The following is a 22,491-nucleotide window of genomic DNA, read 5'->3' on the forward strand; positions in this document are numbered from 1 at the left end:
GGGAACCAATCGTTCCCTTTTTTTAGTCGATATGGTTTAGCGCTTGATGACGATTGAATCAATACCACTATGTTGTAGCGTTTGCTGAGCAGCAAGGGCAGCATCTTGACTATCATAAGGACCAGAAAACACGCGATACCATGTTTGGCCATTTTCCACTGTTTTCACGACATCAGCAGATAAACCATTCAAAATAATTTCTGCACGACGCGCATCAGCACTGTCAGGATCAGGATAGCTACGTACTTGTAAAATATAGCTTGCTTGAGCTGGCACTGCTGGCTCAGTCGAAGTAATCGCTGTTGCATCTTCTGTCGTAGTTTCAGGTTTTGGTGATTCAATAATCACGACATTACCTTGTTGTTTGGTTTCAGGTACAGCTTGTTCAGGGATTGGAGTAACTTGTTGTTGTGGCAACAAATCGTAGAAACGATAATCTTTGTTGGTATCTTCTTGATAATGATCGGATGTTACCTGATTTTTTGCTGGAACAGGTTGCCATGGTTGCCATAGCATGAGCATGACACCAACACATAGAATCGCAAGAATCGCCACAAGCATTCCCAACCACTTTGGAATAAGTGGTTTTTTTGGCTTGTTTGGTCGTTCAGATACACCACGTTGCGTTTTTCCAAACACCTGAAATTCCTCTTGATTCTATTGGATTATTTGTAACTTGAATCTGGCTAAAAACAAAGCATTATGTTTGAAAATAATGCTTTGCTTAAGATATCGCCGACCAATGATAGGCTAAGTTTAAAAGTAGATCCGTATAGTGTTGTTAACAACAATATTTCAGATTCAAACTTTTTATTGCAACTGTGTGTATTGATTACATCGCTTCAGGAGCAGATACACCAAGTAACTCTAAGCCATTACGTAAAACTTGCTGTACATTAATTGAAAGCAATAAACGCGCTTGTGATAAAGGAATATTTGTTTCATCAACAAATTTAACGCCATCTTGCGCATACCATCCATGAAATAGCGCAGCTAAGTCTTTTAGATAATTACCAATTTGATGTGGTTCGTAGACATTTGCAGCACGAATCAAAATTTCAGGATAAGCTGCTAATTTAGCGAGAATCTCTGTTTCAGTCTCTAAAACTAAGAGATTAGCAACTTGGCGAGCAGATGCGACATCAAATGTAATGCCTTTCTCTTTCGCACGATTCAAAATACTATTTACACGTGCATGAGCATACTGAATGTAGTACACCGCATTGTCTTTGCTTTGAGAAACGGCAAGGTCTAAATCAAAGTCGATATGTTGTTCAGATTTACGCATCACGTAGTAGAAGCGTGCCGCATCATTACCCACTTCTTTACGTAGATCACGTAAAGTCACGAATTGACCTGAACGAGATGACATTTGTACCATCTCGCCACCACGCCATAAACTCACGAATTGAACTAAAAGAACAGTCAGTTTCTTAGAGTCGTAACCCATTGCATCAATCGCAGCTTTTACACGTGAAATATAACCGTGGTGATCTGAACCCCAAATATCAATCAGGTCAGTATAACCACGTTGTAGTTTATTCAAATGGTAAGCAATGTCAGATGCAAAATAAGTGGTTTGACCATTACGACGTTTGACCACACGGTCTTTCTCATCGCCAAATTCAGTTGATTTAAACCAAATATTGCCATCTTTTTCATAGAGAAAGCCACGTTGATCAAGCGTCGCAAGTGCTTCATCAATTTTTTCGGTTAGCGAAGCTTCGCTAAACCATTCATCAAAAGTCACCCCAAAGTCAGCAAGGTCATCTTTGATATCATCCAAAATGGCATGTAAAGCCGCTTGGTGAAATACGCGATAACCCGCACCTAACTGTTGTTGTGAATTGGCGATTAAGCCATCAATATGTTTTTCTTTATCACCAGACAAAATAACTTTATTGCCTTCGGCATCGAGTTCTTCAGCATACTGCACATCTTCTGGTACATCTTTATAGACATCGGCCACTGGGCGAACGTGTGCATCGCCATCTTTATCAATAATGCTTTGTGCGATTTCTTTAACATAGTCGCCTTGATAGGCATTTTTAGGGAAAACAAGCGTTTGCCCAGTCAATTCTAAATAACGTAAATAAGTTGAGGTTGCCAAAATATCCATTTGGCGACCTGCATCATTGACATAGTACTCACGGTCAACTTGTGCACCTGTTGCTTCCAAAAGATTCGCAACAGTCATGCCGTAAGCTGCACCACGACCATGTCCCACATGCAGACTAGATGTTGGGTTTGCAGAAACAAATTCGACTTGGATTTTTTTAGCTGCATTGGCTTGGCTGCGGCCATATTGGTCTTTCTGTACCTGAATCTGGTCAAGCACAGCAAAGCGCTGGTCTGCGTTTAAAAAGAAGTTGATAAAACCAGGACCTGCGATTTCTGCTTTTGTAATGTCAGCGACTTCAGGCAGTGCTGATAAGATTTTTTCAGCTAGGTCACGTGGTTTCATACCAGCAGCTTTAGAGCCGATCATGGCAATATTGGAGGCGAAGTCACCGTGACTTCGGTCTTTGGTACGGGTTAAATGGCTCGTATTGGTCCAATCGGAAGGAAGTACCCCTTGTTGTTGAAGGGATTGTACCGCATGATCAAGCGCTGATTGTATTGCCGTATTCATAGTTACCGAAATAAGTGTCGCGGAAAAACGCTAAATATAGCAAATTTTGTCGCGTTAACCAAATTGGCAAGAGATTCATTCAAACTGCAATCGGTTAAATGTTATGAGGAACGTGAACTCAGTTTCTGTCCAATAAAAATAATGGCAAAACAAAGCGCCATACACAATACAATACTTAAACCTGTGGCAATGTTGAGCGCCGCACTTGACCACAGCCCAACTGTAACGCCAAATTGTGCCAGTATGAATGCCCAGATCACCATCTGTTTAGGAGAGTGTGCCAGCAAACGAGCACTAAGCGCAGGAATCACCAGTAGCGCACCCATCAGTAGTGAACCCACGGCACGTAATGCCAGTACAGTAAACAAGGCCAGCAACAGCATGAAAACCAGGCGTTGCCAGTTGGCATTGACTCCCTCGCTCATGGCAATGTCGGGATCAATGGCAATCTGGATTTGTGCCGACCATGAACGGTAAAGCACCACAAGGGCGCTGATGATCACGATTGCAAAGATAGGTAAATCGGCCCATTCAATACTGAGCAGGTCACCAAACAGATAACTTAACAGTTCTGGACGTAAGCTCGGTACTTGCTGGATTAATAACAGGCCTGAGCAAAGCAGGGTTGCTGAACACAAGGCGAGCAGGGCATCGTTCGGTAAACGTGAGTCGTGCAAAACCCATAGAATGGCAACCAGCAATGCCGCCAGACAGCCAACACCCAGCCAGAAAGGTAAATGCAGAATACCTGCAACCGCGACACCGAGCAGTGTGCCATGCGCCATGGTGTCTGCAAAAAAGGACATTCTACGCCATAGCATTAAACAACCCAGTGGCGCAGTTAAAAATACCAACAATGTGCCCATGATCCAAGCGGGTAACAGTAGTTGTAACCATTCCATCATGGCTTAGACCTTTGGTTCAGGGTGAATGTGTGGGCGTGGATCATGAGAACAGGGTTCCGCATGATCGCTATGTCCACAATGATTGTGATGGTGCTGATAGAACATCCGTTGCGTACCAAAAATCGCTTGGTATTCAGGATGCTGCTGAATGCTTTCAGGTAAACCACTACAACAAATATGTTTATTTAAACAGACCACACGGTGTGTACCCTGCATCACCCATTGTAAATCATGTGAAACCATCAATACCGCACAACCATAGCGCTCGGGCAAACTACGCACATAGTCATACAGCTCTGCCTCAGATTGAATATCCAGACCCTGCATCGGTTCGTCCAGCACCAGAATGTCTGGCTGGCGTAACAGGGCGCGTGCCAGTAATACCCGCTGCCGTTCACCGCCTGAAAGTTGTTGTACTTTTGAAGAATGTAATTTTTGAATGCCCGTATCCCGGACAATTTCTTCGCGTAAATCTGCGGCACAAATTTCTAAATCCAGTAAATCTTGAACCCGTAATGGAAGACTGGCGGATGGATTAAACTTTTGTGGGACGTAGGCCATTTTAAGCTTTTTGGAAAAATGAACCTTGCCTTTATTGGGTGGCATGATGCCAAGCAAGACCTTGATCAGGGTGGACTTGCCAGCACCATTTGGACCAATCAACGTCACAATCTCTTTTGCCTGTAAGGCAAAATCAACATTGCGTAAAATATCCCGTTCATCACGCCGAATCGAGATGTTCTCCAACTGGATCAGTGGAGGAGTTATTGGGGCAGAGTGCACTGGTGACATTTTCCAGAAATTTCAATAATGCTGTGTTGAGCAGAAAATTGGTCAGAGGTGGCAAGCTGATCCAGTTGCTGAATCAAGCCCTGTGCCGATGCCTCCTTAACCGAGTGGCATTCGGTACAAATCAGGAATGCGGCCTGATGCCCCTCACGTGGATGACAGCAGGGAATATAGGCATTAATTGAGGTTAGTCGATGGATTAAGCCTTTCTCCAGTAAGAAGTCTAAAGTTCGATAAACTGTAGGTGGGGCAGCAGGGCGGTCTGCCTGCCCCTTGATTTTTGCCAGGAGGTCATAGGCGCCCATTGGGGCAGAGGCATTTAAGATGAGTTCAAGCACTTCTTTACGCAAAGGTGTCAGGCGAGCGCCCGCGGCAGTGCATAAAATCTCTGCTTCGGCAAGTCGCGCCTTAATATCGTGATGACCGTGAACACCGTGTAAAGCATTGTCATGTTCGTGTGAACAAGAACTCATAAATTGACCTCATTGTTTTTGTAGGGCCTATTGATATTTCGACTATATATAACCTGTGTCGCAGGTGTACCAACAGACGCACTATCATATCATGCAATTCATCTATAACGATCTATATTAAATGGACTGGGTAATAGATAGTGTGATGAATCCTGAAAATAGACATAGGTATTTTTTAACTTTTGTTATATTATAACATGATTCGCTTTCTTGAGTAATCCTGTGATGTTGCGCCTTTCTCTTCTGGTCTTGTTGTCAATGTTGAGCACATGGGGCTGGACACAAAGTTTAGTGGTTTCAACACATCCCATTTACCTGATTGCAAAAGAAGTCACCGATGGTGTGGAAGAACCAGTACTGTTGCTGGGTGACCAGACAGGCCATGATGTACAGCTTACTCCAGCCCATCGCAAGGCAATACAGGATGCTTCATTGGTGTTATGGCTTGGTAAAGTGCATGAAGCACCTCTGGACAAGCTGCTCAGTCAGAACCGCAAGGCAATTGCACTGCTGGATTCGGGTATTCTGACCACATTGCCACAACGCAACTTGCGTGGGGCTGCACTGTCGAACACTGTGGACAGTCATGTATGGCTCGATCCCAACAATGCAGTGCGGATCGCTTTCTTTATTGCGACCTTGCGTTCACAGCAATATCCAGAAAACAAGGCGAAATATCTGGCCAATGCCAAGGACTTTGCCCAGCAGATGCTACAGGCATCCCAGCAATATGAAAGTTCGAGTAAATCCAAACCCTACTGGTCTTATCATGATGCCTATCAGTATCTGGAGCGGGCGCTGAACCTGAAGTTTGCAGGGGCATTAACCGATGATCCACATATTGCACCGACTGCTGCCCAGATTAAATATCTCATGGACAATCGGCCTAAAGCACAAATGTGCCTATTGGCTGAAACATCTGCCAGCAGCAGCCAGTATCGAAAATTGAACCCAGTGGTTTTCCAGCCCGTGGATGAAAGCATGCGTGGTGAGGACAATTTTGTAACAGCTTGGAAAAAATTGGCTTCAAAAACCGATAAATGCGTATTAAGTACACAAAATTGATGAAAAAAATAAAAACCAATTGACTCTATCGTCAAAAAATGGGCTAACGAAAAAAACAGACTTAAGTCGAGAAAAGATTGCATGTTCAGGGGTGTAACTCTATAATGCCTGCGATTCAAAACAATCATGATTAAAACTTGTCAAGCAGTTATGCTGTAAGTGGGTAAAAAATGAGCCGAACTAGTCGCTTGATTGACCGACGATTAGCAAAAGCTTTGGTCTTCTTACAGGCGTGCATGATTCCTGTGGCAGCGTTGCTGGCATGGTTGATAAAAGACACCACTGCGGCCCTGAGTGCTGCGCTTGGGGCACTGGTTTGTTGGTTGGCGCATTGTTATTTTGCCTGGCAGTCGTTTAGGACAGCTGGGGCACGGGCGTCAAGACAGGTCATGCTGAATATGTATCGGGGAATGCTCGGTAAGTTTGCAATTGTGATTGTGGGTTTTATTTTAATTTTGAGCAATGTCAAACCGTTGTCAGCGGTAGCATTGTTTTGTGGGTTTATCCTCGTTCAGGCTATGTCGTGGGTTGCACCATTCTGGGTGTCACGTCTTCAGCAACGAGAATGAAACACATTTTTGAGATTTTTGGAAGAGGGTACGAGATTTTTGCAGTTCGCAGGATTCGTTCCGCTTCTTTTTAATGATTGACATTGACCAGGTGTGATTTATGGCTGCTGAAGAACATGCCCTGACTTCGACCGAGTATATCAAGCATCACTTGACCAATATGACCTATGGCAAAATGCCTGATGGTACATGGAAATTGGCTGAGACTGCTGAAGAAGCTCAATCGATGGGGTTCACTGCAATTCACTTGGATTCAATGGGTTGGTCTATCGGACTTGGTGTTATTTTCTGTTTGTTGTTCTGGATAGTTGCGAAAGCTGCAAATGCTGGCGTTCCAACTAAATTCCAATCTGCAATCGAAATGATTATCGAGTTTGTGGACTCAAGTGTTCGTGATACTTTCCACGGCAAATCGCGTTTAATTGCTCCTTTATCATTGACCATCTTCGTGTGGATTTTCCTCATGAACGCAATGGACTTGATTCCTGTAGACTGGATTCCTTATCTAGCTCAACAGATTGGTGCAAGCGTGTTTGGTATGGACCCTCACCACGTGTATTTCAAGGTTGTTCCATCTACAGATCCTAACATTACCCTTGGTATGTCATTGTCTGTATTTGCACTAATCTTGTTCTATAGTATTCGTGAAAAAGGGATCGGCGGTTTCGTCGGTGAATTGGCACTTAACCCATTTAACCCAAGTAACCCAGTTGCAAAAGCGTTATTGATTCCAGTGAACTTGATTTTGGAATTAGTAACTTTTCTTGCTCGACCAGTTTCGTTGGCTCTACGACTGTTCGGTAACATGTATGCGGGTGAGTTAATCTTCATCTTAATCGCGTTATTACCGTTCTGGATTCAATGGGCGTTATCTGTGCCTTGGGCTATTTTCCACATTCTTGTAATCACGTTGCAAGCATTCATCTTTATGATGCTGACCATCGTTTACTTGAGCATGGCAAGCGAAAAGCATTAATGGTATTGCCTAATTATCAATCGATGGTTAGGCTTAAATTTTAGTTTAATTTGGTAATAACCTAACCTCTGAGGAATTTTTCATGGAACTCACTTTAGGTCTAGTTGCAATTGCATCTGCTATCTTGATCGCTTTCGGTGCTTTAGGTACTGCGATTGGTTTTGGTCTTTTAGGTGGCCGCTTCTTAGAAGCTGTTGCTCGTCAACCAGAATTGGCTCCACAACTTCAAACTCGTATGTTCTTAATTGCGGGTCTTCTTGATGCTGTGCCTATGATCGGTGTTGGTATTGGCTTGTTCTTCATCTTCGCTAATCCATTTGTAGGTTAATAGCTTAATTCCTAAATCCACATATTGAGGAATAGCGAAATGAATATCAACCTCACATTGATTGGTCAAGCGATTGCATTTGCGTTCTTTGTCGCATTCTGCATGAAGTTTGTTTGGCCACCACTAATCAATGCGATTAGTGAGCGTCAGCGTAAAATCGCTGATGGCTTAAATGCTGCTGAAAAAGCAAAAGCTGACCTTGCTGATGCGCAAGCACAAGTTAAGGCAGAATTAGACGCAGCAAAAGCACAAGCGGCTCAATTGATCGAACAAGCGAACCGTCGTGCAGCGCAATTGGTCGAAGAAGCGCGTACCCAAGCATCTGCTGAAGGTGAGCGTATTCGTCAACAGGCGAAAGAAACTGTTGATCAAGACATCAATGCTGCTCGCGAAGAATTACGTCAACAAGTTGCTGCCTTGGCAGTTGCTGGTGCAGAAAAAATTCTGAACCAACAAGTTGACGCAGAAGCTCATAATGCCATGCTGAATCAGCTGGCTGCTAAACTTTAAGCGAGGGAAATATGGCTGAACTCTTGACGTTGGCACGCCCATACGCTAAAGCAGCGTTTGCTTATGCATCTGAGCAGAATGCAACTGACACTTGGTCAAATGCATTACAATTGCTCAGTGCTGCGGTGCAAGATGAAGCATTTTCCGCTTATTTAAATCGTCCTGAATTGACTCCTGCGGAGCAAGTTGGTCTGTTTACAAAAGTTTTAGGTGAAGATCAATCAGCAGCGCTGTCTAATTTTCTGACACTGCTTGCTGAAAATGATCGTATTATCTTATTGCCTGAAATTGCAACAGAATACGAACAACTTAAATCGCAGAATAACAACTCATTGGAAGTAGAAATTGAATCTGCTTTTCCAATGGATGCGAGACAAGAGCATATTTTAGCTCATGCGCTTGAAAAACGTTTTAACAGAACTGTACATGTGACTGTTAACGTTAATCCAGCGTTAATCGCAGGGGTTGTGATTCGTGCAGGCGACCAAGTGATAGATGACTCTGCGCTTAACAAGCTTGAAAAAATGCGGACTCGTCTTCTTGCCTAACAGCAAAAAGACTGAACTTAAAAAAGATTGAGGAATAGCGCAATGCAACAACTGAATCCATCCGAGATCAGTGCGCTCATTAAACAGCGTATCGGCGATCTGGACACCAGCGCGACCGCGAAGAACGAAGGTACCATCGTCATGGTATCTGACGGTATCGTGCGTATTCACGGTCTTGCGGATGCAATGTACGGTGAAATGATCGAATTCGACGGCGGCTTATTTGGTATGGCACTGAACCTAGAACAGGATTCAGTGGGTGCCGTTGTTTTAGGTAACTACCTAAGCCTGCAAGAAGGTCAAAAAGCTCGCTGTACTGGTCGCGTATTAGAAGTTCCAGTTGGTCCTGAACTTCTTGGCCGTGTCGTAGATGCTTTAGGTAACCCAATTGATGGCAAAGGCCCAATTGATGCAAAATTAACTGATGCTGTTGAAAAAGTGGCACCAGGTGTAATTTGGCGTCAATCAGTGGACGAACCCGTTCAAACTGGTTATAAGTCAGTTGATACCATGATCCCTGTAGGTCGTGGTCAACGTGAGTTGATCATTGGTGACCGCCAAACTGGTAAAACAGCAATGGCGATCGATGCGATCATCGCTCAGAAAAACTCTGGCATTAAATGTGTATATGTTGCGATTGGTCAAAAACAATCAACAATTGCAAACGTGGTACGTAAGCTAGAAGAAACTGGTGCTATGGCGTATACAACTGTTGTCGCAGCTGCGGCAGCTGATCCTGCAGCTATGCAGTATTTAGCTCCGTACTCAGGTTGTACAATGGGTGAATACTTCCGTGACCGCGGTGAAGATGCGTTAATTATTTATGATGATTTGTCTAAGCAAGCTGTTGCTTACCGTCAAATTTCATTGTTATTACGTCGTCCACCAGGTCGTGAAGCGTATCCAGGTGACGTATTCTATCTTCACTCACGTCTTCTTGAGCGTGCTTCGCGCGTTTCAGCTGACTATGTTGAGAAGTTCACGAACGGTGCAGTAACTGGCCAAACTGGTTCTTTAACTGCGTTGCCGATCATTGAAACTCAAGCGGGTGACGTATCTGCATTCGTACCAACCAACGTAATTTCGATTACTGACGGTCAGATCTTCTTAGAAACATCATTATTCAACGCAGGTATTCGTCCTGCAGTGAACGCGGGTATCTCTGTATCGCGTGTTGGTGGTTCTGCTCAAACTAAGATCATCAAAAAATTGTCTGGTGGTATCCGTACTGCTTTAGCACAATACCGTGAATTGGCTGCGTTTGCTCAGTTTGCTTCTGATCTTGATGAAGCAACGCGTAAGCAACTTGAGCATGGTCAACGTGTAACTGAGTTAATGAAGCAAAAACAATATGCTCCATACTCAATTGCTGACCAAGCTGTTTCTGTATATGCATCTAACGAAGGCTACATGGCTGACGTAGAAGTGAAGAAAATCGTAGACTTTGATGCTGCGTTAATCTCTTACTTCCGTTCTGAACATGCTGCGTTAATGCAACAGATCGATGAAACTGGTGATTACAACAAAGACATCGAAGCAGCATTCAAAGCAGGTATTGAGAGCTTCAAAGCGACTCAAACTTACTAATTTTAGCAATAGCTAAAACTTTAGTTAAGTTTGGTTCACGGATCAACCTTCGGAAGCTCGAAAGGGCTTTCGAATACTAGGTTAAGCGTATGGCAAATTTAAAAGAAATTCGCGCCAAAGTAGCTAGTATCAAGAGCACGCAAAAGATTACTCGCGCGATGCAAATGGTAGCTGCTTCTAAAATGCGTCGTGCGCAAGAGCGCATGGCTCAAGGCCGTCCGTATGCCGATAATATGCGCCGTGTAATTGCTCACTTAGTTCAAGCAAACCCTGAATACAAACACCGTTATATGGTTGACCGCCCAGTTAAGCGTGTTGGCTATATCGTAGTGTCTTCAGATCGTGGCTTGGCGGGTGGCTTGAACATTAACTTGTTCAAGAAAGTTGTGCAGCATGTCAAAGCACAACAACAGCAGTCAATTGAAGTTGAATTTGCTTTGATTGGTCAAAAAGCGGTTTCGTTTTTTAAGAATTACGGCGGTAAAGTGCTTGGTGCAACGACCCAACTTGGCGACGCGCCGAGTTTGGAGCAGTTAACTGGCTCTGTACAAGTTATGCTTGATGCATTTGATAAAGGCGAATTAGATCGTATCTACCTCGTTTCAAATGGTTTCGTCAATGCAATGACTCAACAGCCTAAAGTAGAACAACTTGTTCCTTTAGCACCAGCGCAAGCAGGCGATGATCTCAACCGTACTTATGGTTGGGACTATATCTACGAACCAGAAGCAGAAGTATTGTTGAATGGTTTGTTGGTTCGCTATATCGAGTCTATGGTTTATCAAGGTGTGATTGAAAACGTTGCATGTGAGCAGTCAGCTCGTATGGTCGCGATGAAAGCGGCGACAGACAACGCAGGACAATTGATTAAAGACCTACAGCTCATTTACAACAAGCTGCGTCAAGCCGCGATTACTCAGGAAATTTCCGAGATCGTTGGCGGTGCCGCTGCCGTTTAACATTATTAGTTTGAATTGAGGAGACAGCAATGAGTAGCGGTCGTATCATTCAGATCATCGGCGCGGTTATCGACGTCGAGTTTGAGCGCAATAGCGTTCCTAAGATCTATGACGCTCTCCAAGTTGACGGTACTGAAACTACACTAGAAGTTCAGCAACAGCTTGGCGATGGTGTTGTTCGTACCATCGCAATGGGTTCTACAGAAGGTCTTAAACGTGGTCTTAATGTAACCAGTACAAATGCACCGATTTCTGTTCCAGTTGGACCAGCTACGCTTGGTCGTATCATGGACGTTTTAGGTCGCCCTATTGATGAAGCAGGTCCTGTAGCGACTGAAGCGCGTTTGCCAATTCACCGTCAAGCGCCTTCTTATGCTGAACAAGCAGCTTCTACTGATCTTTTAGAAACAGGTATTAAAGTCATCGACTTGCTTTGCCCGTTCGCAAAAGGTGGTAAAGTTGGTTTATTCGGTGGTGCGGGTGTTGGTAAAACCGTTAACATGATGGAGTTGATCAACAACATCGCGAAAGCACACTCAGGTTTATCTGTGTTTGCTGGTGTTGGTGAGCGTACTCGTGAAGGTAACGACTTCTATCACGAAATGAAAGATTCTAACGTTCTTGACAAAGTAGCAATGGTCTACGGTCAGATGAACGAGCCACCAGGTAACCGTTTACGCGTAGCGTTAACTGGTTTGACGATGGCTGAATACTTCCGTGATGAAAAAGACGAAAATGGTAAAGGTCGTGACGTATTATTATTCGTCGACAACATCTACCGTTATACACTTGCAGGTACTGAAGTATCAGCATTGTTAGGTCGTATGCCATCTGCGGTAGGTTACCAACCGACACTTGCAGAAGAAATGGGTGTTCTTCAAGAGCGTATTACGTCTACTAAGTCTGGTTCGATCACATCGATCCAAGCTGTATACGTACCTGCGGATGACTTGACTGACCCATCACCTGCAACAACGTTTGCTCACTTAGATGCAACAGTAGTATTGAGCCGTGATATCGCATCTTCTGGTATTTACCCAGCGATCGATCCACTTGACTCAACTTCACGTCAGTTAGACCCATTGGTTGTTGGTCAAGAGCATTATGAAATTGCACGTTCTGTACAGAACGTATTGCAACGTTATAAAGAGCTTAAAGACATCATCGCAATCTTGGGTATGGACGAGTTAGCAGAAGAAGATAAATTGGTTGTTTACCGTGCGCGTAAAATCCAACGTTTCTTCTCTCAACCATTCCACGTAGCTGAAGTGTTTACTGGTGCTCCTGGTAAATTAGTACCACTTAAAGAAACGATTCGTGGCTTTAAAGGTCTATTAGCTGGTGAATACGATCACATTCCAGAACAAGCGTTCTATATGGTTGGTGGTATTGACGAAGTGATTGCTAAAGCCGAGAAACTTTAATTAGCAACTCTAATTTAAGGAGATTCTCATGGCGATTATGCAATGCGATGTTGTAAGTGTTAAAGAGTCGATTTACTCTGGACAAGTTACGATGTTAATCGCAAAAGGTGCGGGTGGTGAGTTAGGTATTTTACCTGGACATGCACCACTTGTAACTTTACTCCAACCTGGACCGATTCGTGTTCAGTTGGAAAATGGTACGGAAGAAATTGTTTACGTATCTGGCGGTGTGTTAGAAGTTCAACCTCATGTTGTTACGGTACTTGCAGATAGTGCAATCCGTGCAGACAACTTGGATGAAGCTGCAATTATGGAAGCTCGTAAACAAGCTGAACAATTGCTAGCCAATCAAAAGAGTGATTTGGACTCGGCTGCTGCTCTTGCTGCGCTTGCAGAAACGGCGGCTCAGCTTGAAACCATCCGCAAAATCAAGAATCGCGCGCTCTAATCAGTGCTGATTTCAGATTGAGAAAGCCACCGAAAGGTGGCTTTTTTTATGCTGCATCGAAAATTAAAATAAATATAGTTTAAGCGTTTGAATCATCTTTATTGCCGAGTACTAAGGTTGCCAGTTTGACCATATCCATTTGAATGGTGTTGAACTGCTTTTCAATTTTTGCAAAATCTAGCTGGGCAATGTCCAGTTGACCATGTAGCAAGGGCATGCTCAGAAGCTGCTGGTTGGCTGTAAGTAGACTCTGGCGAATCTGGTCAACCTCATTACTTTTCAGGTTTAGTGAAAGTAAAATGTCATGTAGTCCGTGTAATTCCTGCTTAAGTTCACCTGTGATATTTTGCAGTTGCTGAACATTTTGATCCTGAATTGCCTGTTCAAGGCTGCTTTGTGACTGTTTTAACAAGGTCACATAATCATCGGTCTCAAGCTGCAACTTTGCAATATCGCGTGCGATGTTGAGCATATCGCCATGACTCAGGTTTTGGGTGTCCTGTGCCTTGATCATTTCGATGCTGTTATCCTGATTCGCTGTTGTAGCAGGCTGTTCAAATTCAGACTCTTGTTCCACCTGCTCATTGTCATGGGGAACTTGATCACAGCCTGTCAGTGTAAATGCAGCAACAAGTGTCATGGCTGAAAGGATGGCTTTGATCGACTGGTTTTCCATCATGGCTGAACTGCACCAAAATATGTGAATAACGTCACTATAATGAAAAAATATGAATAAAAAAGTGATTTTTGTAATTCATTAAGATTGCTTATGTAAAGAAGAGGGGCTACTAAGATTATAGCCCAAAATCTTTTGATGATTTAGGTAAATGATGTTGTTCAGATATTCATATCTCCAAGCCAAAGGAAGTAGCCACCATAGCTATTGAACTTGAATTCTCCTCCAATATTTTTGCCTTGCTCGGTTAATTGGTGTTTACCTTTATCATTAACTACTAAAAAACCTTTTTGGACAAATTGTTCAAGAAGCTCATTGGTTTTGAGCTTATGTTTTGCCGCAAGTTTAGAGGTGGTTAATTTGCTGAAATCCTCTTGTTCATTATTGTCTTGAACAGTCTCGAACTCTTTAACTTCATCAAGAGAAATACGAACTTCATCGCTGATCCGAATAATGCGTTGAGCTTCTTCGTAGGCGTCTTTAAATACGGTTGCATCTTGATCTTTTTCTATCAGGATACCCATTTCATTATTGTTGACTTGGCTAAATTCATAAAGATTTAGACTAGAGATAATGCAAGTTGATTCGTTTATATAACACTTGGCATGTAGATTTTTGCAGAAGCTGACTCGTACATAATCGAGTTTTTGCATCCATTTAATTTCATCAGGATGCAAATCACTTTTTCCATAAATGATACGAATATCTATTTTTAAACGATTTTTGTCTTCTAAAAGTTCTTTGATACGATCATTCAGTTTTAAGAAAGGACTAATTAAAATCAATCTTTCTTTAGCATTCTTGATCAGTTCCTCTAAATAAAAATTAGTTGCGCTGGTATTAAGAAACTTTGCCATAAAATTCCATCTTTATTTTATATATATAAATTAAAGTAAAATTATAATAGTTATTCAAAAGAAAAGAAGAGGTAAACTATTCTTTTCTTTAAATATATAAGAATTATTTGGCTAGCTCAGCTTCAATCGCACTGACAATACGTTCGTCATCGGCTGTGATGTCTGGTGCAAAACGTGCAACGATCTCGCCATTTTTATTGATGAGGAATTTTTCAAAGTTCCACAACACTTCAGGCGGATTGTTTGGGGTTAAACCATAGTCAACAAGGTCTTTCCACCAAGGACCCTCACCCGTACGTTCAGGAATCGCCTGAGTCAGTGTCTGGTAAAGTGGGTGCTTATCATCACCTGCAACAGAGATTTTGGCGAAAAGTGGGAAATGCACGTCATAGTTGAGAGAGCAGAATTGTTCAATCTCATCGTTTGTGCCTGGCTCTTGCTCTAAGAAGTTATTGGCAGGGAAACCTAAAATTTCCAGCCCCTGATCTTTTTTGGCCTGATAAAGTTTTTCCAAACCCTCATATTGTGGTGTCAAACCACATTTTGACGCAACGTTGACGATCAATAGGACTTTACCCTGATATTGATCAAGGTCAACATCCTGACCCTTAATGTCCTTAACTGGAATGTGGTAAACCGATTGGCTCATGTGATTATCCTAATCTGTTGTTGTGCAAGACCTGTTTGTTTTAACTGCTATTCAGCCAGAGTGCAATGCTGTTGAGATGAATCCATACAAATAATCCATGAAAACAGGGCGTTCTTTAAATGGAGGCGTTTTTAAGCTGGATGGGGTCTGGCCTGTATAGCGTTTAAAGAACTCTATAAAGCTGGAACTGTGGTGGTAGTCTATCTTTCCATCGTTGATCGCACCATTATTATGGATGTTGGCAGTACAGGCGATTGGCCCAAACCGTACCAGTATTTTTATCAACCTGATGCCTGTGTTTACCGCAATTATTGCCAGCCTCTGGTTGTCTGAACAATGGACGATCCACCATAGCATTGGTGGTGTGATGATTCTGGTGGGTATTGTGATGGCACAGAAGAAAACGGTGAAAGCACCAGCCACACGGGTGAAATCAGCCTAATTCAGGTTCGATAAAGGTGTGTTTGTTGAAAATAAAAACAAACACACCAAAAAATTTATCTAATGAGCATTCTTTCTATATGATTTACAAATATATTTTAAAGTGTGACTAAATTTGTCATCTAAAAAAAGCTGAATAAAAATAGAAATATAATTTTATTAAAATAATGAAAGTGACAAAAATGGTACGTTTTTCACATTTTTTGTTAGAGAAATAATATATTTGTATAAGTTGAACAATTGTTCTATAATACCGCCCGCAGCAGGCTGATTCGTTATGAGAATGAAGAAGTTGCTTACCAAATTTGTGAACCCTCTGGATGTGATTATCCACATCCTTTTTATGCTCAGTTATCCCTATATAACTGAGCTTTTTTTTGTCTGCTCTTCACCGAATTATATGATTAATGTACTAAGCACGAATCACTTCACCTGTAAGTGCATTTAAGATTCGGCTCGGTTGCTGGCTCAGTCCCAGATCACCCTTTAGGTAATGCAGCGATGAGGCAAAGTAATCCTGTGCCTGTTGCAGGCTATGTGCAGGTGTTAAACCCGCAGGATTGGCACTGGTTGAAACAATAAAGCCACCAAAGCTGTTGCACAGCCCAACACACAGGGGATGGGTGGTCACACGTACCGCGACAAGGGGATGCTGTCCCTTAATCCAGTCTGGAATGTGCTGATCGGCAGGGAGTAGCCAGGTGGTGGCACGCTCTGTCGGCAAACGGTCGGACCAGCTTGCAATGACTTGCTGGCGAATATCGGCTGTTAAGCTTTGTAGTAAGTGTTCAACCTGATCAAGGTGCCCAGCCAGTAAAATCACCCCTTTTTCCATTGGACGATGTTTCAGTTCCAAAATGTGCTGAAACGCCTGTTCATTGAATGGATCACAGCCCAACCCCCAGACGGCTTCAGTGGGATAGGCAAGCACTTCACCCTGTTTTAATAGTTGTGCCGCTTCAGAAATGGAGGATGTGATCATGCGAAAACTGAGAATCAAGGGATAGATGTTGCTAGTTTAATGCATTGGGCGGCAACGTAAATAGCGTCCACCTTGCTGGATACATAAACCGAGCAATTCCAGTTCCATTAACTGGGCGGTGAGGTCAGCAATCGATGCTGAATAGCGCTGGGCAAGTTGGTCGAGGTCTTGTCCAACCCAGTCCAGTATCTGGTAGAGTTCGATCAGGTGCGTAGGCAGGCTGGGTGGTGGAGGTACTGTTTCTTTGGGTTCTTCAACACGTTGTTGCTGGGCTTGCCATTGGGTTGGTAAAGCCAGATCTTCAATGATCTGTTCAGGATGGTCAACCAGGGTTGCACCCTCCCGAATCAGTTGATGGCAACCTTGATGATGCTCGCTGTAAATATGTCCAGGAATGGCGAAGACCATTTTGCCCTGATTTGCCGCTGCATTTGCCGTGGTGATGGAACCGCTTTTTAATGCCGCCTCCACCACCAACACGCCAAGGCTCAAGCCGCTGACAATACGGTTACGCCGTGGAAAAAACGCGGCTAAAGGCAGGGTGGCAGGCAAGAACTCAGTCACAATTGCGCCCGATTGACGAATTTCTTCGGCTAATTGTTTATGCTGGGCAGGATAAATGGTATCCAGTCCTGTGCCCATCACTGCAATGGTTCGCTGATGCGCCAGTCCACCACGATGTGCTGCCTCATCAATACCATGTGCCAGACCACTGCTGATATAAAAGCCTTTTTCACTTAAATAATAGCCAAAGTCATAGGCCATTTGCCGTCCATGAGGGCTGGGCTTGCGGCTGCCCACTACAGCGATTTGGGGTTGTAACAGTGCCGATGCCTGTCCCTGCCCAAATAAAATCGGTGGGTGGTCTGAATAGGGCAATAGCTGGGTTGGATAGCCGATATCGTCAGGCGTTAAGATGAAGTCACTGTGTTTTTGAATGAGTTGAACGGTCTGTGCAAATTGTTGCTGCCCCTGCGCAGTCTGGAATTCCTGCAAACGTTTTAAATGACTGGCATGTAGGCCAAGTTGCTGCCATTCTGCAAAGCGGTTGGGTTGAGTTGCCTGTTCACAACTGCCAAAGTGATGAAGAATTTTTGGAAAACTGGAGAGCGAATGTTGAACCAAATACCACACCAAAACAGTGGCGTAGTGCTGAGGTGATAATTGATCCAACATGGGTCTTTAGGACTTAGTCATCAAGACGAGGTGGCTTGATGTTTGAACCAATCTTTATTGGCAGTTCACTTTCCAGCACGTATGCATAGCTGATACGGTCAAAACTCTTAAAGATCATGACACTGCCCACATATTGTCCAGGAAGTTTAACGGCTTCCTTGGTTTTAGGGTCACGAACAGTTTCACCATCCTGATAGGTGCTGAAAACCTGTCCGATCTCAATACCGTCAGCCGTACCACGGTCTACGGTCACCACGCCGTTTTTCGCAGCAGTTCCAATTGAACCCATGACACGAATGATCTTGCCGCCATCTTTGACCTGACCTGCATCAGTTGGGTAGAACAGGGTAGGCAGCATGGCATCCTGTTCAGCCATGACGCGGTCGCCACGGCGGACTTCACCATTGTAGCTGTCGGTCAGTTCAACCGTAGTGATGTCATTTTCGTTGCGAATGGCAACACCCGAAGCGACTTGGGTTAACTCAATGCCAAGCACCTGTTTTTTGCCTTTCTCATCCAGCACCACATATGGTTCGCCCTCACGGAACACACCATAGCGTTGACCATTTTCAAGACCCTTACCACGGACATAAACGCTCTGGCCCTTGCCTGCAAGAACGCGGTTGTCTGCGGTGCCCAGAATATACGGTGTATTGGCAATCGCATCGGCTGGAAGTACCGAGGTGCGTTCCAGCCATTGTTGAATATGAGCTAATGGAATAACCGGGACGCTATTATTCAAAGCTTCAATGCGAACCTTTGGACGTAAAGTAGAAGTATTGCCAGAGTAACGACGAATGATACCGTCACAACCATCACCTTCATCTTTACCGATCAGTGGTTTACCGTTCAAACTACAAAGTAGTAGTTTGTCCCCTGGATAAATCCAGTGTGGGTTTTTAACATGTTTGTTGCTTGCCCAGATTTCAGGCCAGCGCCACGGCTTGCTTAAAAACTTGCCCGAAATGTCCCAGAGGGTATCGCCTTTTTTCACCACATAAACATGCGGTGCGCCTGCTTTCACTGACGGTGGGCTGACATTCGGACTGGCTGCATGGGTCAGGTTTACCGTCATGCCCAATCCAGCACAAATTGCAGCAGCAATTAGTTGTTTTTTTAACCCCAAGGCATGAAATGATTGTATGCCGTTTAAAACCTTTTTCATTATCATAATTCCTAAAAATTATCTGTGTAGTTGCGCTATAATAACGACTTTACACACAATTTTTTGATCAAGCATTCCCTTCAGTTGGTTTTTTGATCAATGGCATAAGTGAGGAACAGTATGGCCTTATTACCTATTTTAAGTTTTCCTGATCCCCGTCTTCGTACCATTGCCAAGCCAGTCGAAGAAGTCACTGATGATATTCGTCAGCTTGCAGCAGATATGTTAGAAACCATGTACGAGGCACCGGGTATAGGTTTAGCGGCAACTCAGGTTGATCATCATATTCAGCTTATTGTCATGGACCTTTCTGAAGAGAAAAATCAACCGATGGTGTTCATCAACCCCAAAGTCACTCCACTGACTCAAGAGACTCAGCCCTACGAAGAAGGCTGTCTCTCTGTGCCTCAAATATACGATAAAGTTGCGCGTCCGTCACGTGTAAAAATTGAAGCAATTAACCTTGATGGTCAAGCATTTGAATTAGAAGCTGACGAACTTCTCGCAGTTTGTATCCAACATGAAATGGATCACTTAAATGGAAAACTGTTTGTAGACTATTTATCGCCATTGAAACGTCAACGTGCACGTGAAAAAGTTGAAAAAGTTGTACGTCAACGCGATAAGGAAAAAGTTGCGGTTAAACGTTAACACATGTTTTTCGGTTATTAAAAGTGCCCTTATTGTTTCGTAGTGGTTTAATGCTTGCATTTACCGCAGTCTGTTTACAGATTGCGGTGTTTTTGCAGCCTCTACTGCCGAAGCAATATCAGATTGCACCCGTCTGTGAAACGATTACCCAAGCGTTATTGTTGCCTAAATTAAAAGCTGAACAGCAGTCTGTATCGCACAATATGCATCATCATTCACATCAGCTTGAACAACATCAAAGCTTGATGTCGAAACATGACCACCACGATCCAAACCATCAATGCCAGTACTGTACTGTCTATGCCAATCTGGTATTACCACCAGAATTCGGCGTGAAAGAAGTTTTAGTCCGAATCCAAATCCGTTTAGTCGCGTATCAACAGGCATTTAAGCATATTTATTTTGCACTGCAACGGCTATTCTTATTACCTCAAGGGCGAGCACCGCCACTCTTTGCATAAATTAAAACGTCAATTTCATTAGGGTTTTTAAAACTCTAGCCTCGTTTTACTTATGTTTTAAGAGAGACTAATCATGGCTCAACCTAAATTTTTATTACAACCGCTGACGGTTGCGATTCTTGCTGCTTCAAATTCTGCGGTGCTATGGGCAAATACTGAAACTCAGTCACAAACTCAAATGGCTCAAGTCACACTTGCACCGATTGTTGTCACTGCACAGCTCGCAAATGATGCGAATGGTTTGATTGTACACAGTGACCCTAAACAACCGATTCAACCTGTTCCTGCTTCGGATGGTGCTGCATATTTGAAAACTATTCCTGGTTTTAGCAGTATAGGCAGTGGGGGAACCAATGGTGATATCAGTTTTAGAGGAATGTTTGGTTCACGAATTAAAGTATTGAATGATGGTTCTGAGGAACTGGGTGCTTGTCCAGCACGTATGGATAATCCAACTTCATATATTTCACCTGAGAGTTTTGATCGTATTACCGTGATTAAAGGACCTCAAACCGTTCGCTATCCAACACCTGGTTCGGCAGCAACTGTTTTATTTGAAAGAGATCCAGTGAAATTCGATCAAAATCAAAACTATAAAGGTCAAGCGAGTGTGGTTGCAGGCTCATACGGTCGATTAGATCATAATGTAGATGCGGCGATTGGCAATGACACTGCTTATGCACGTATTAATGCGAACCGTTCTGTCGCCAATGACTATCAAGATGGTGATGGTAAGGACGTTCATTCAAATTGGGAGCGTTGGGGTGCTGATCTTGCCTTAGGATGGACACCAACTGAAAACACGTGGATTGAATTGCAGGGTGGAAAAGGCGATGGTGAGTCGGCTTACGCGGGACGTTCGCTTGATGGATCGCAATTTAAACGTGAAAGTCTGGGACTACATCTAGAACAACGCAATATTAGTGAGGTGATTAAAAAAATCGAAGCACAAGTTGATTATAGTTTTAATGATCACATTATGGATAATTTCAGTTTGAGAGATGTGCCAGTAGGTGGTATGCCTATGGCAATGGACGTCACTCGCCGTACGCTTAATGCAAGAGCAGCGATCACGACAGATTGGGATAAAATCAGTCTCGTTTCAGGACTTGATTCTCAGCATAATAAGCAAGCGGGTAATATGTACATGCGTGGTCAGTTGCCGCCAGCAATGGATGAGACTCTCAGCTTTCAAAGTTATGGTGCATTTACTGAAGCTACCATTCCTGTAAATGATAATAATAAAGTGATTACAGGCGCTCGTATTGACCATGTGGAAATTGAAAATCTAGCGAGCAATAAATCGCGTAAAAATACTGTACCTAGTGGTTTTATTCGCCTAGAAAATCTCATGCCGCAACATGATTTGAAAAGCTATATTGGTTTAGGTTATGTAGAACGTACGCCTGATTTCTGGGAAATTTATCGGACAGTATTACCATCGACAAACATGGGTATGGATGACATGAATGGTCATGGCGGTCATGGCGGTCATGGCGGTCATGGCAATATGCCAATGCCGAGTGCAACCAGAACGATGGATGACTTGGAATATCTAGACAATGAAAAAACGCTCCAACTTGATTTGGGTTATCAACTTGATCATGGGAAATATAATAGCTGGGCATCTGCTTATGTTGGTGTGATTAAAGACTTTATGTTGATCAGCTATGATGATCCTGATAATGAGATGCTTACCCCGAAAATTCGTAATGTAGATGCCACGATTGCAGGCGCAGAATTAGGTGTAGGCTATAAATTTACAGATCAAATCCAAACCGATTTGAGTGCAATGTATGCGTGGGGAGAAAATACCACGGACAATAAGCCATTACCGCAAATCGCACCTTTGGAAGCACGCTTGAACTTGCGTTATATCGCTGATAATTATTCTTTAGGTCTGTTATGGCGTGTTGTTGCGAAACAAGATCGTATTAGCAAGAACGAAGGAAATATAGTTGGCTATGACATGGGTGAAAGTAAGGCTTTTAACACGCTGTCTTTAAATGGTGCCTATAAACTGACTCAAAATGTTGAGTTATCGGTCGGGATTGATAATATCCTTGATGAGACATATGCCGAACACTTAAATAAAGGTGGTGCTGCAACAGGTTTTTATCCTGCTGATACGCAATATAACAATATTGGTCGAAACTATTGGACTCGAATCAGTATGAAATTCTAAGCTATAAAAAAACAAGGTGGGTTTGCCACCTTGTT

24 protein-coding genes and 2 pseudogenes are annotated in these 22,491 nt (G+C 43.3%); 14 read left to right on the plus strand and 12 right to left on the minus strand.

Annotated features, from left to right (window positions below):
• Positions 1-36: 36 nt before the first annotated feature.
• From F972_RS14560 to F972_RS14580, 5 genes are all read right to left on the minus strand, one after another.
• Positions 37-639, minus strand: coding sequence for an SPOR domain-containing protein (locus tag F972_RS14560; RefSeq protein WP_004680067.1), 603 nt, complete (start codon positions 637-639; stop codon positions 37-39).
• A gap of 193 nt (positions 640-832) precedes the next feature.
• Positions 833-2,632, minus strand: a complete 1,800-nt coding sequence (gene argS / locus F972_RS14565) for an arginine--tRNA ligase (protein ID WP_004680065.1) — start codon at positions 2,630-2,632, stop codon at positions 833-835.
• Between the two features lie 101 nt (positions 2,633-2,733).
• Positions 2,734-3,537 (minus strand): zinc ABC transporter permease subunit ZnuB, encoded by an 804-nt coding sequence (gene znuB / locus F972_RS14570; protein WP_004674090.1) that lies wholly within the window; start codon positions 3,535-3,537, stop codon positions 2,734-2,736.
• Positions 3,538-3,540: 3 nt separating this feature from the next.
• A complete protein-coding gene (gene znuC / locus F972_RS14575; RefSeq protein ID WP_004680063.1) occupies positions 3,541-4,329 on the minus strand; it encodes a zinc ABC transporter ATP-binding protein ZnuC in 789 nt (262 codons plus the stop codon).
• Entirely contained in the window at positions 4,302-4,799 is a 498-nt protein-coding gene (locus tag F972_RS14580) for a transcriptional repressor (RefSeq protein ID WP_004680061.1), read from the minus strand. Before F972_RS14580 ends, znuC begins: the two co-directional genes overlap by 28 nt.
• Positions 4,800-5,024: 225 nt before the next feature.
• On the opposite strand from F972_RS14580, the gene F972_RS14585 reads away from it, so the two are divergent.
• The 10 genes from F972_RS14585 (at position 5,025) to F972_RS14630 (ending at position 13,213) form a co-directional block, all read left to right on the plus strand.
• Positions 5,025-5,864 (plus strand): metal ABC transporter solute-binding protein, Zn/Mn family, encoded by an 840-nt coding sequence (locus tag F972_RS14585; RefSeq protein ID WP_004674087.1) that lies wholly within the window; start codon positions 5,025-5,027, stop codon positions 5,862-5,864.
• A gap of 170 nt (positions 5,865-6,034) precedes the next feature.
• Positions 6,035-6,433 carry an ATP synthase subunit I gene (locus tag F972_RS14590; RefSeq protein WP_010589287.1) on the plus strand — a complete coding sequence of 133 codons (399 nt, stop codon included), beginning with the start codon at positions 6,035-6,037 and terminating at the stop codon, positions 6,431-6,433.
• A 100-nt stretch (positions 6,434-6,533) separates the two neighbouring features.
• Positions 6,534-7,409 carry a F0F1 ATP synthase subunit A gene (gene atpB / locus F972_RS14595; RefSeq protein WP_004680059.1) on the plus strand — a complete coding sequence of 292 codons (876 nt, stop codon included), beginning with the start codon at positions 6,534-6,536 and terminating at the stop codon, positions 7,407-7,409.
• Between the two features lie 82 nt (positions 7,410-7,491).
• Positions 7,492-7,737 carry a F0F1 ATP synthase subunit C gene (atpE, locus tag F972_RS14600; protein ID WP_000424060.1) on the plus strand — a complete coding sequence of 82 codons (246 nt, stop codon included), beginning with the start codon at positions 7,492-7,494 and terminating at the stop codon, positions 7,735-7,737.
• 39 nt (positions 7,738-7,776) lie between these two features.
• Complete coding sequence (locus F972_RS14605) at positions 7,777-8,247, plus strand: F0F1 ATP synthase subunit B (protein ID WP_004680057.1); 471 nt, start codon at positions 7,777-7,779, stop codon at positions 8,245-8,247.
• An 11-nt stretch (positions 8,248-8,258) separates the two neighbouring features.
• Complete coding sequence (locus tag F972_RS14610; protein ID WP_004680055.1) at positions 8,259-8,795, plus strand: F0F1 ATP synthase subunit delta; 537 nt, start codon at positions 8,259-8,261, stop codon at positions 8,793-8,795.
• A 42-nt stretch (positions 8,796-8,837) separates the two neighbouring features.
• Complete coding sequence (atpA, locus tag F972_RS14615) at positions 8,838-10,382, plus strand: F0F1 ATP synthase subunit alpha (RefSeq protein WP_004656522.1); 1,545 nt, start codon at positions 8,838-8,840, stop codon at positions 10,380-10,382.
• A gap of 89 nt (positions 10,383-10,471) precedes the next feature.
• Entirely contained in the window at positions 10,472-11,341 is an 870-nt protein-coding gene (gene atpG / locus F972_RS14620; RefSeq protein ID WP_004674080.1) for a F0F1 ATP synthase subunit gamma, read from the plus strand.
• Between the two features lie 29 nt (positions 11,342-11,370).
• Positions 11,371-12,765 carry a F0F1 ATP synthase subunit beta gene (atpD, locus tag F972_RS14625; RefSeq protein ID WP_004680053.1) on the plus strand — a complete coding sequence of 465 codons (1,395 nt, stop codon included), beginning with the start codon at positions 11,371-11,373 and terminating at the stop codon, positions 12,763-12,765.
• A gap of 28 nt (positions 12,766-12,793) precedes the next feature.
• Positions 12,794-13,213 (plus strand): F0F1 ATP synthase subunit epsilon, encoded by a 420-nt coding sequence (locus F972_RS14630; protein WP_004680052.1) that lies wholly within the window; start codon positions 12,794-12,796, stop codon positions 13,211-13,213.
• A 79-nt stretch (positions 13,214-13,292) separates the two neighbouring features.
• Here F972_RS14630 and F972_RS14635 read toward each other — a convergent pair whose 3' ends face one another.
• The 4 genes and pseudogenes from F972_RS14635 to F972_RS16625 all read right to left on the minus strand — a co-directional run.
• A complete protein-coding gene (locus F972_RS14635; protein WP_004680049.1) occupies positions 13,293-13,892 on the minus strand; it encodes a hypothetical protein in 600 nt (199 codons plus the stop codon).
• A gap of 158 nt (positions 13,893-14,050) precedes the next feature.
• Complete coding sequence (locus tag F972_RS14640) at positions 14,051-14,746, minus strand: phospholipase D family protein (protein WP_004680047.1); 696 nt, start codon at positions 14,744-14,746, stop codon at positions 14,051-14,053.
• A 103-nt stretch (positions 14,747-14,849) separates the two neighbouring features.
• Complete coding sequence (locus F972_RS14645) at positions 14,850-15,395, minus strand: glutathione peroxidase (protein ID WP_004674074.1); 546 nt, start codon at positions 15,393-15,395, stop codon at positions 14,850-14,852.
• A gap of 115 nt (positions 15,396-15,510) precedes the next feature.
• Positions 15,511-15,599: pseudogene (locus tag F972_RS16625) on the minus strand (AraC family transcriptional regulator); the annotation flags it as partial.
• Between F972_RS16625 and F972_RS14650 the strand changes: the two are divergent.
• Positions 15,598-15,837 (plus strand): annotated as a pseudogene (locus F972_RS14650) (EamA family transporter); the annotation flags it as partial. The pseudogenes F972_RS16625 and F972_RS14650 sit on opposite strands and share 2 nt — an antisense overlap.
• A 411-nt stretch (positions 15,838-16,248) precedes the next feature.
• Here F972_RS14650 and F972_RS14655 read toward each other — a convergent pair.
• The 3 genes from F972_RS14655 to F972_RS14665 are packed head-to-tail and all read right to left on the minus strand — an operon-like array spanning position 16,249 to position 19,159.
• Positions 16,249-16,818 (minus strand): L-threonylcarbamoyladenylate synthase type 1 TsaC, encoded by a 570-nt coding sequence (locus F972_RS14655; RefSeq protein ID WP_004680043.1) that lies wholly within the window; start codon positions 16,816-16,818, stop codon positions 16,249-16,251.
• 36 nt (positions 16,819-16,854) lie between these two features.
• Complete coding sequence (dprA, locus tag F972_RS14660) at positions 16,855-17,994, minus strand: DNA-processing protein DprA (protein WP_004680041.1); 1,140 nt, start codon at positions 17,992-17,994, stop codon at positions 16,855-16,857.
• A 13-nt stretch (positions 17,995-18,007) separates the two neighbouring features.
• Positions 18,008-19,159 carry a LysM peptidoglycan-binding domain-containing protein gene (locus F972_RS14665; RefSeq protein WP_004680040.1) on the minus strand — a complete coding sequence of 384 codons (1,152 nt, stop codon included), beginning with the start codon at positions 19,157-19,159 and terminating at the stop codon, positions 18,008-18,010.
• 120 nt (positions 19,160-19,279) lie between these two features.
• Here F972_RS14665 and def point away from each other — a divergent pair, with 120 nt between their 5' ends.
• From def to F972_RS14680, 3 genes are all read left to right on the plus strand, one after another.
• Positions 19,280-19,810 carry a peptide deformylase gene (gene def, locus F972_RS14670; protein ID WP_004680037.1) on the plus strand — a complete coding sequence of 177 codons (531 nt, stop codon included), beginning with the start codon at positions 19,280-19,282 and terminating at the stop codon, positions 19,808-19,810.
• A 50-nt stretch (positions 19,811-19,860) separates the two neighbouring features.
• The gene (locus F972_RS14675; RefSeq protein WP_004680035.1) at positions 19,861-20,271 is read left to right on the plus strand and encodes a DUF2946 family protein; all 411 of its coding nucleotides are present in this window, start codon (positions 19,861-19,863) and stop codon (positions 20,269-20,271) included.
• 73 nt (positions 20,272-20,344) lie between these two features.
• Positions 20,345-22,456 carry a TonB-dependent receptor domain-containing protein gene (locus F972_RS14680; protein ID WP_004680034.1) on the plus strand — a complete coding sequence of 704 codons (2,112 nt, stop codon included), beginning with the start codon at positions 20,345-20,347 and terminating at the stop codon, positions 22,454-22,456.
• Positions 22,457-22,491: the final 35 nt, after the last annotated feature.

The sequence above is a fragment of the Acinetobacter sp. CIP 102529 genome (genome assembly GCF_000368325.1).
Classification (GTDB): domain Bacteria; phylum Pseudomonadota; class Gammaproteobacteria; order Pseudomonadales; family Moraxellaceae; genus Acinetobacter; species Acinetobacter parvus.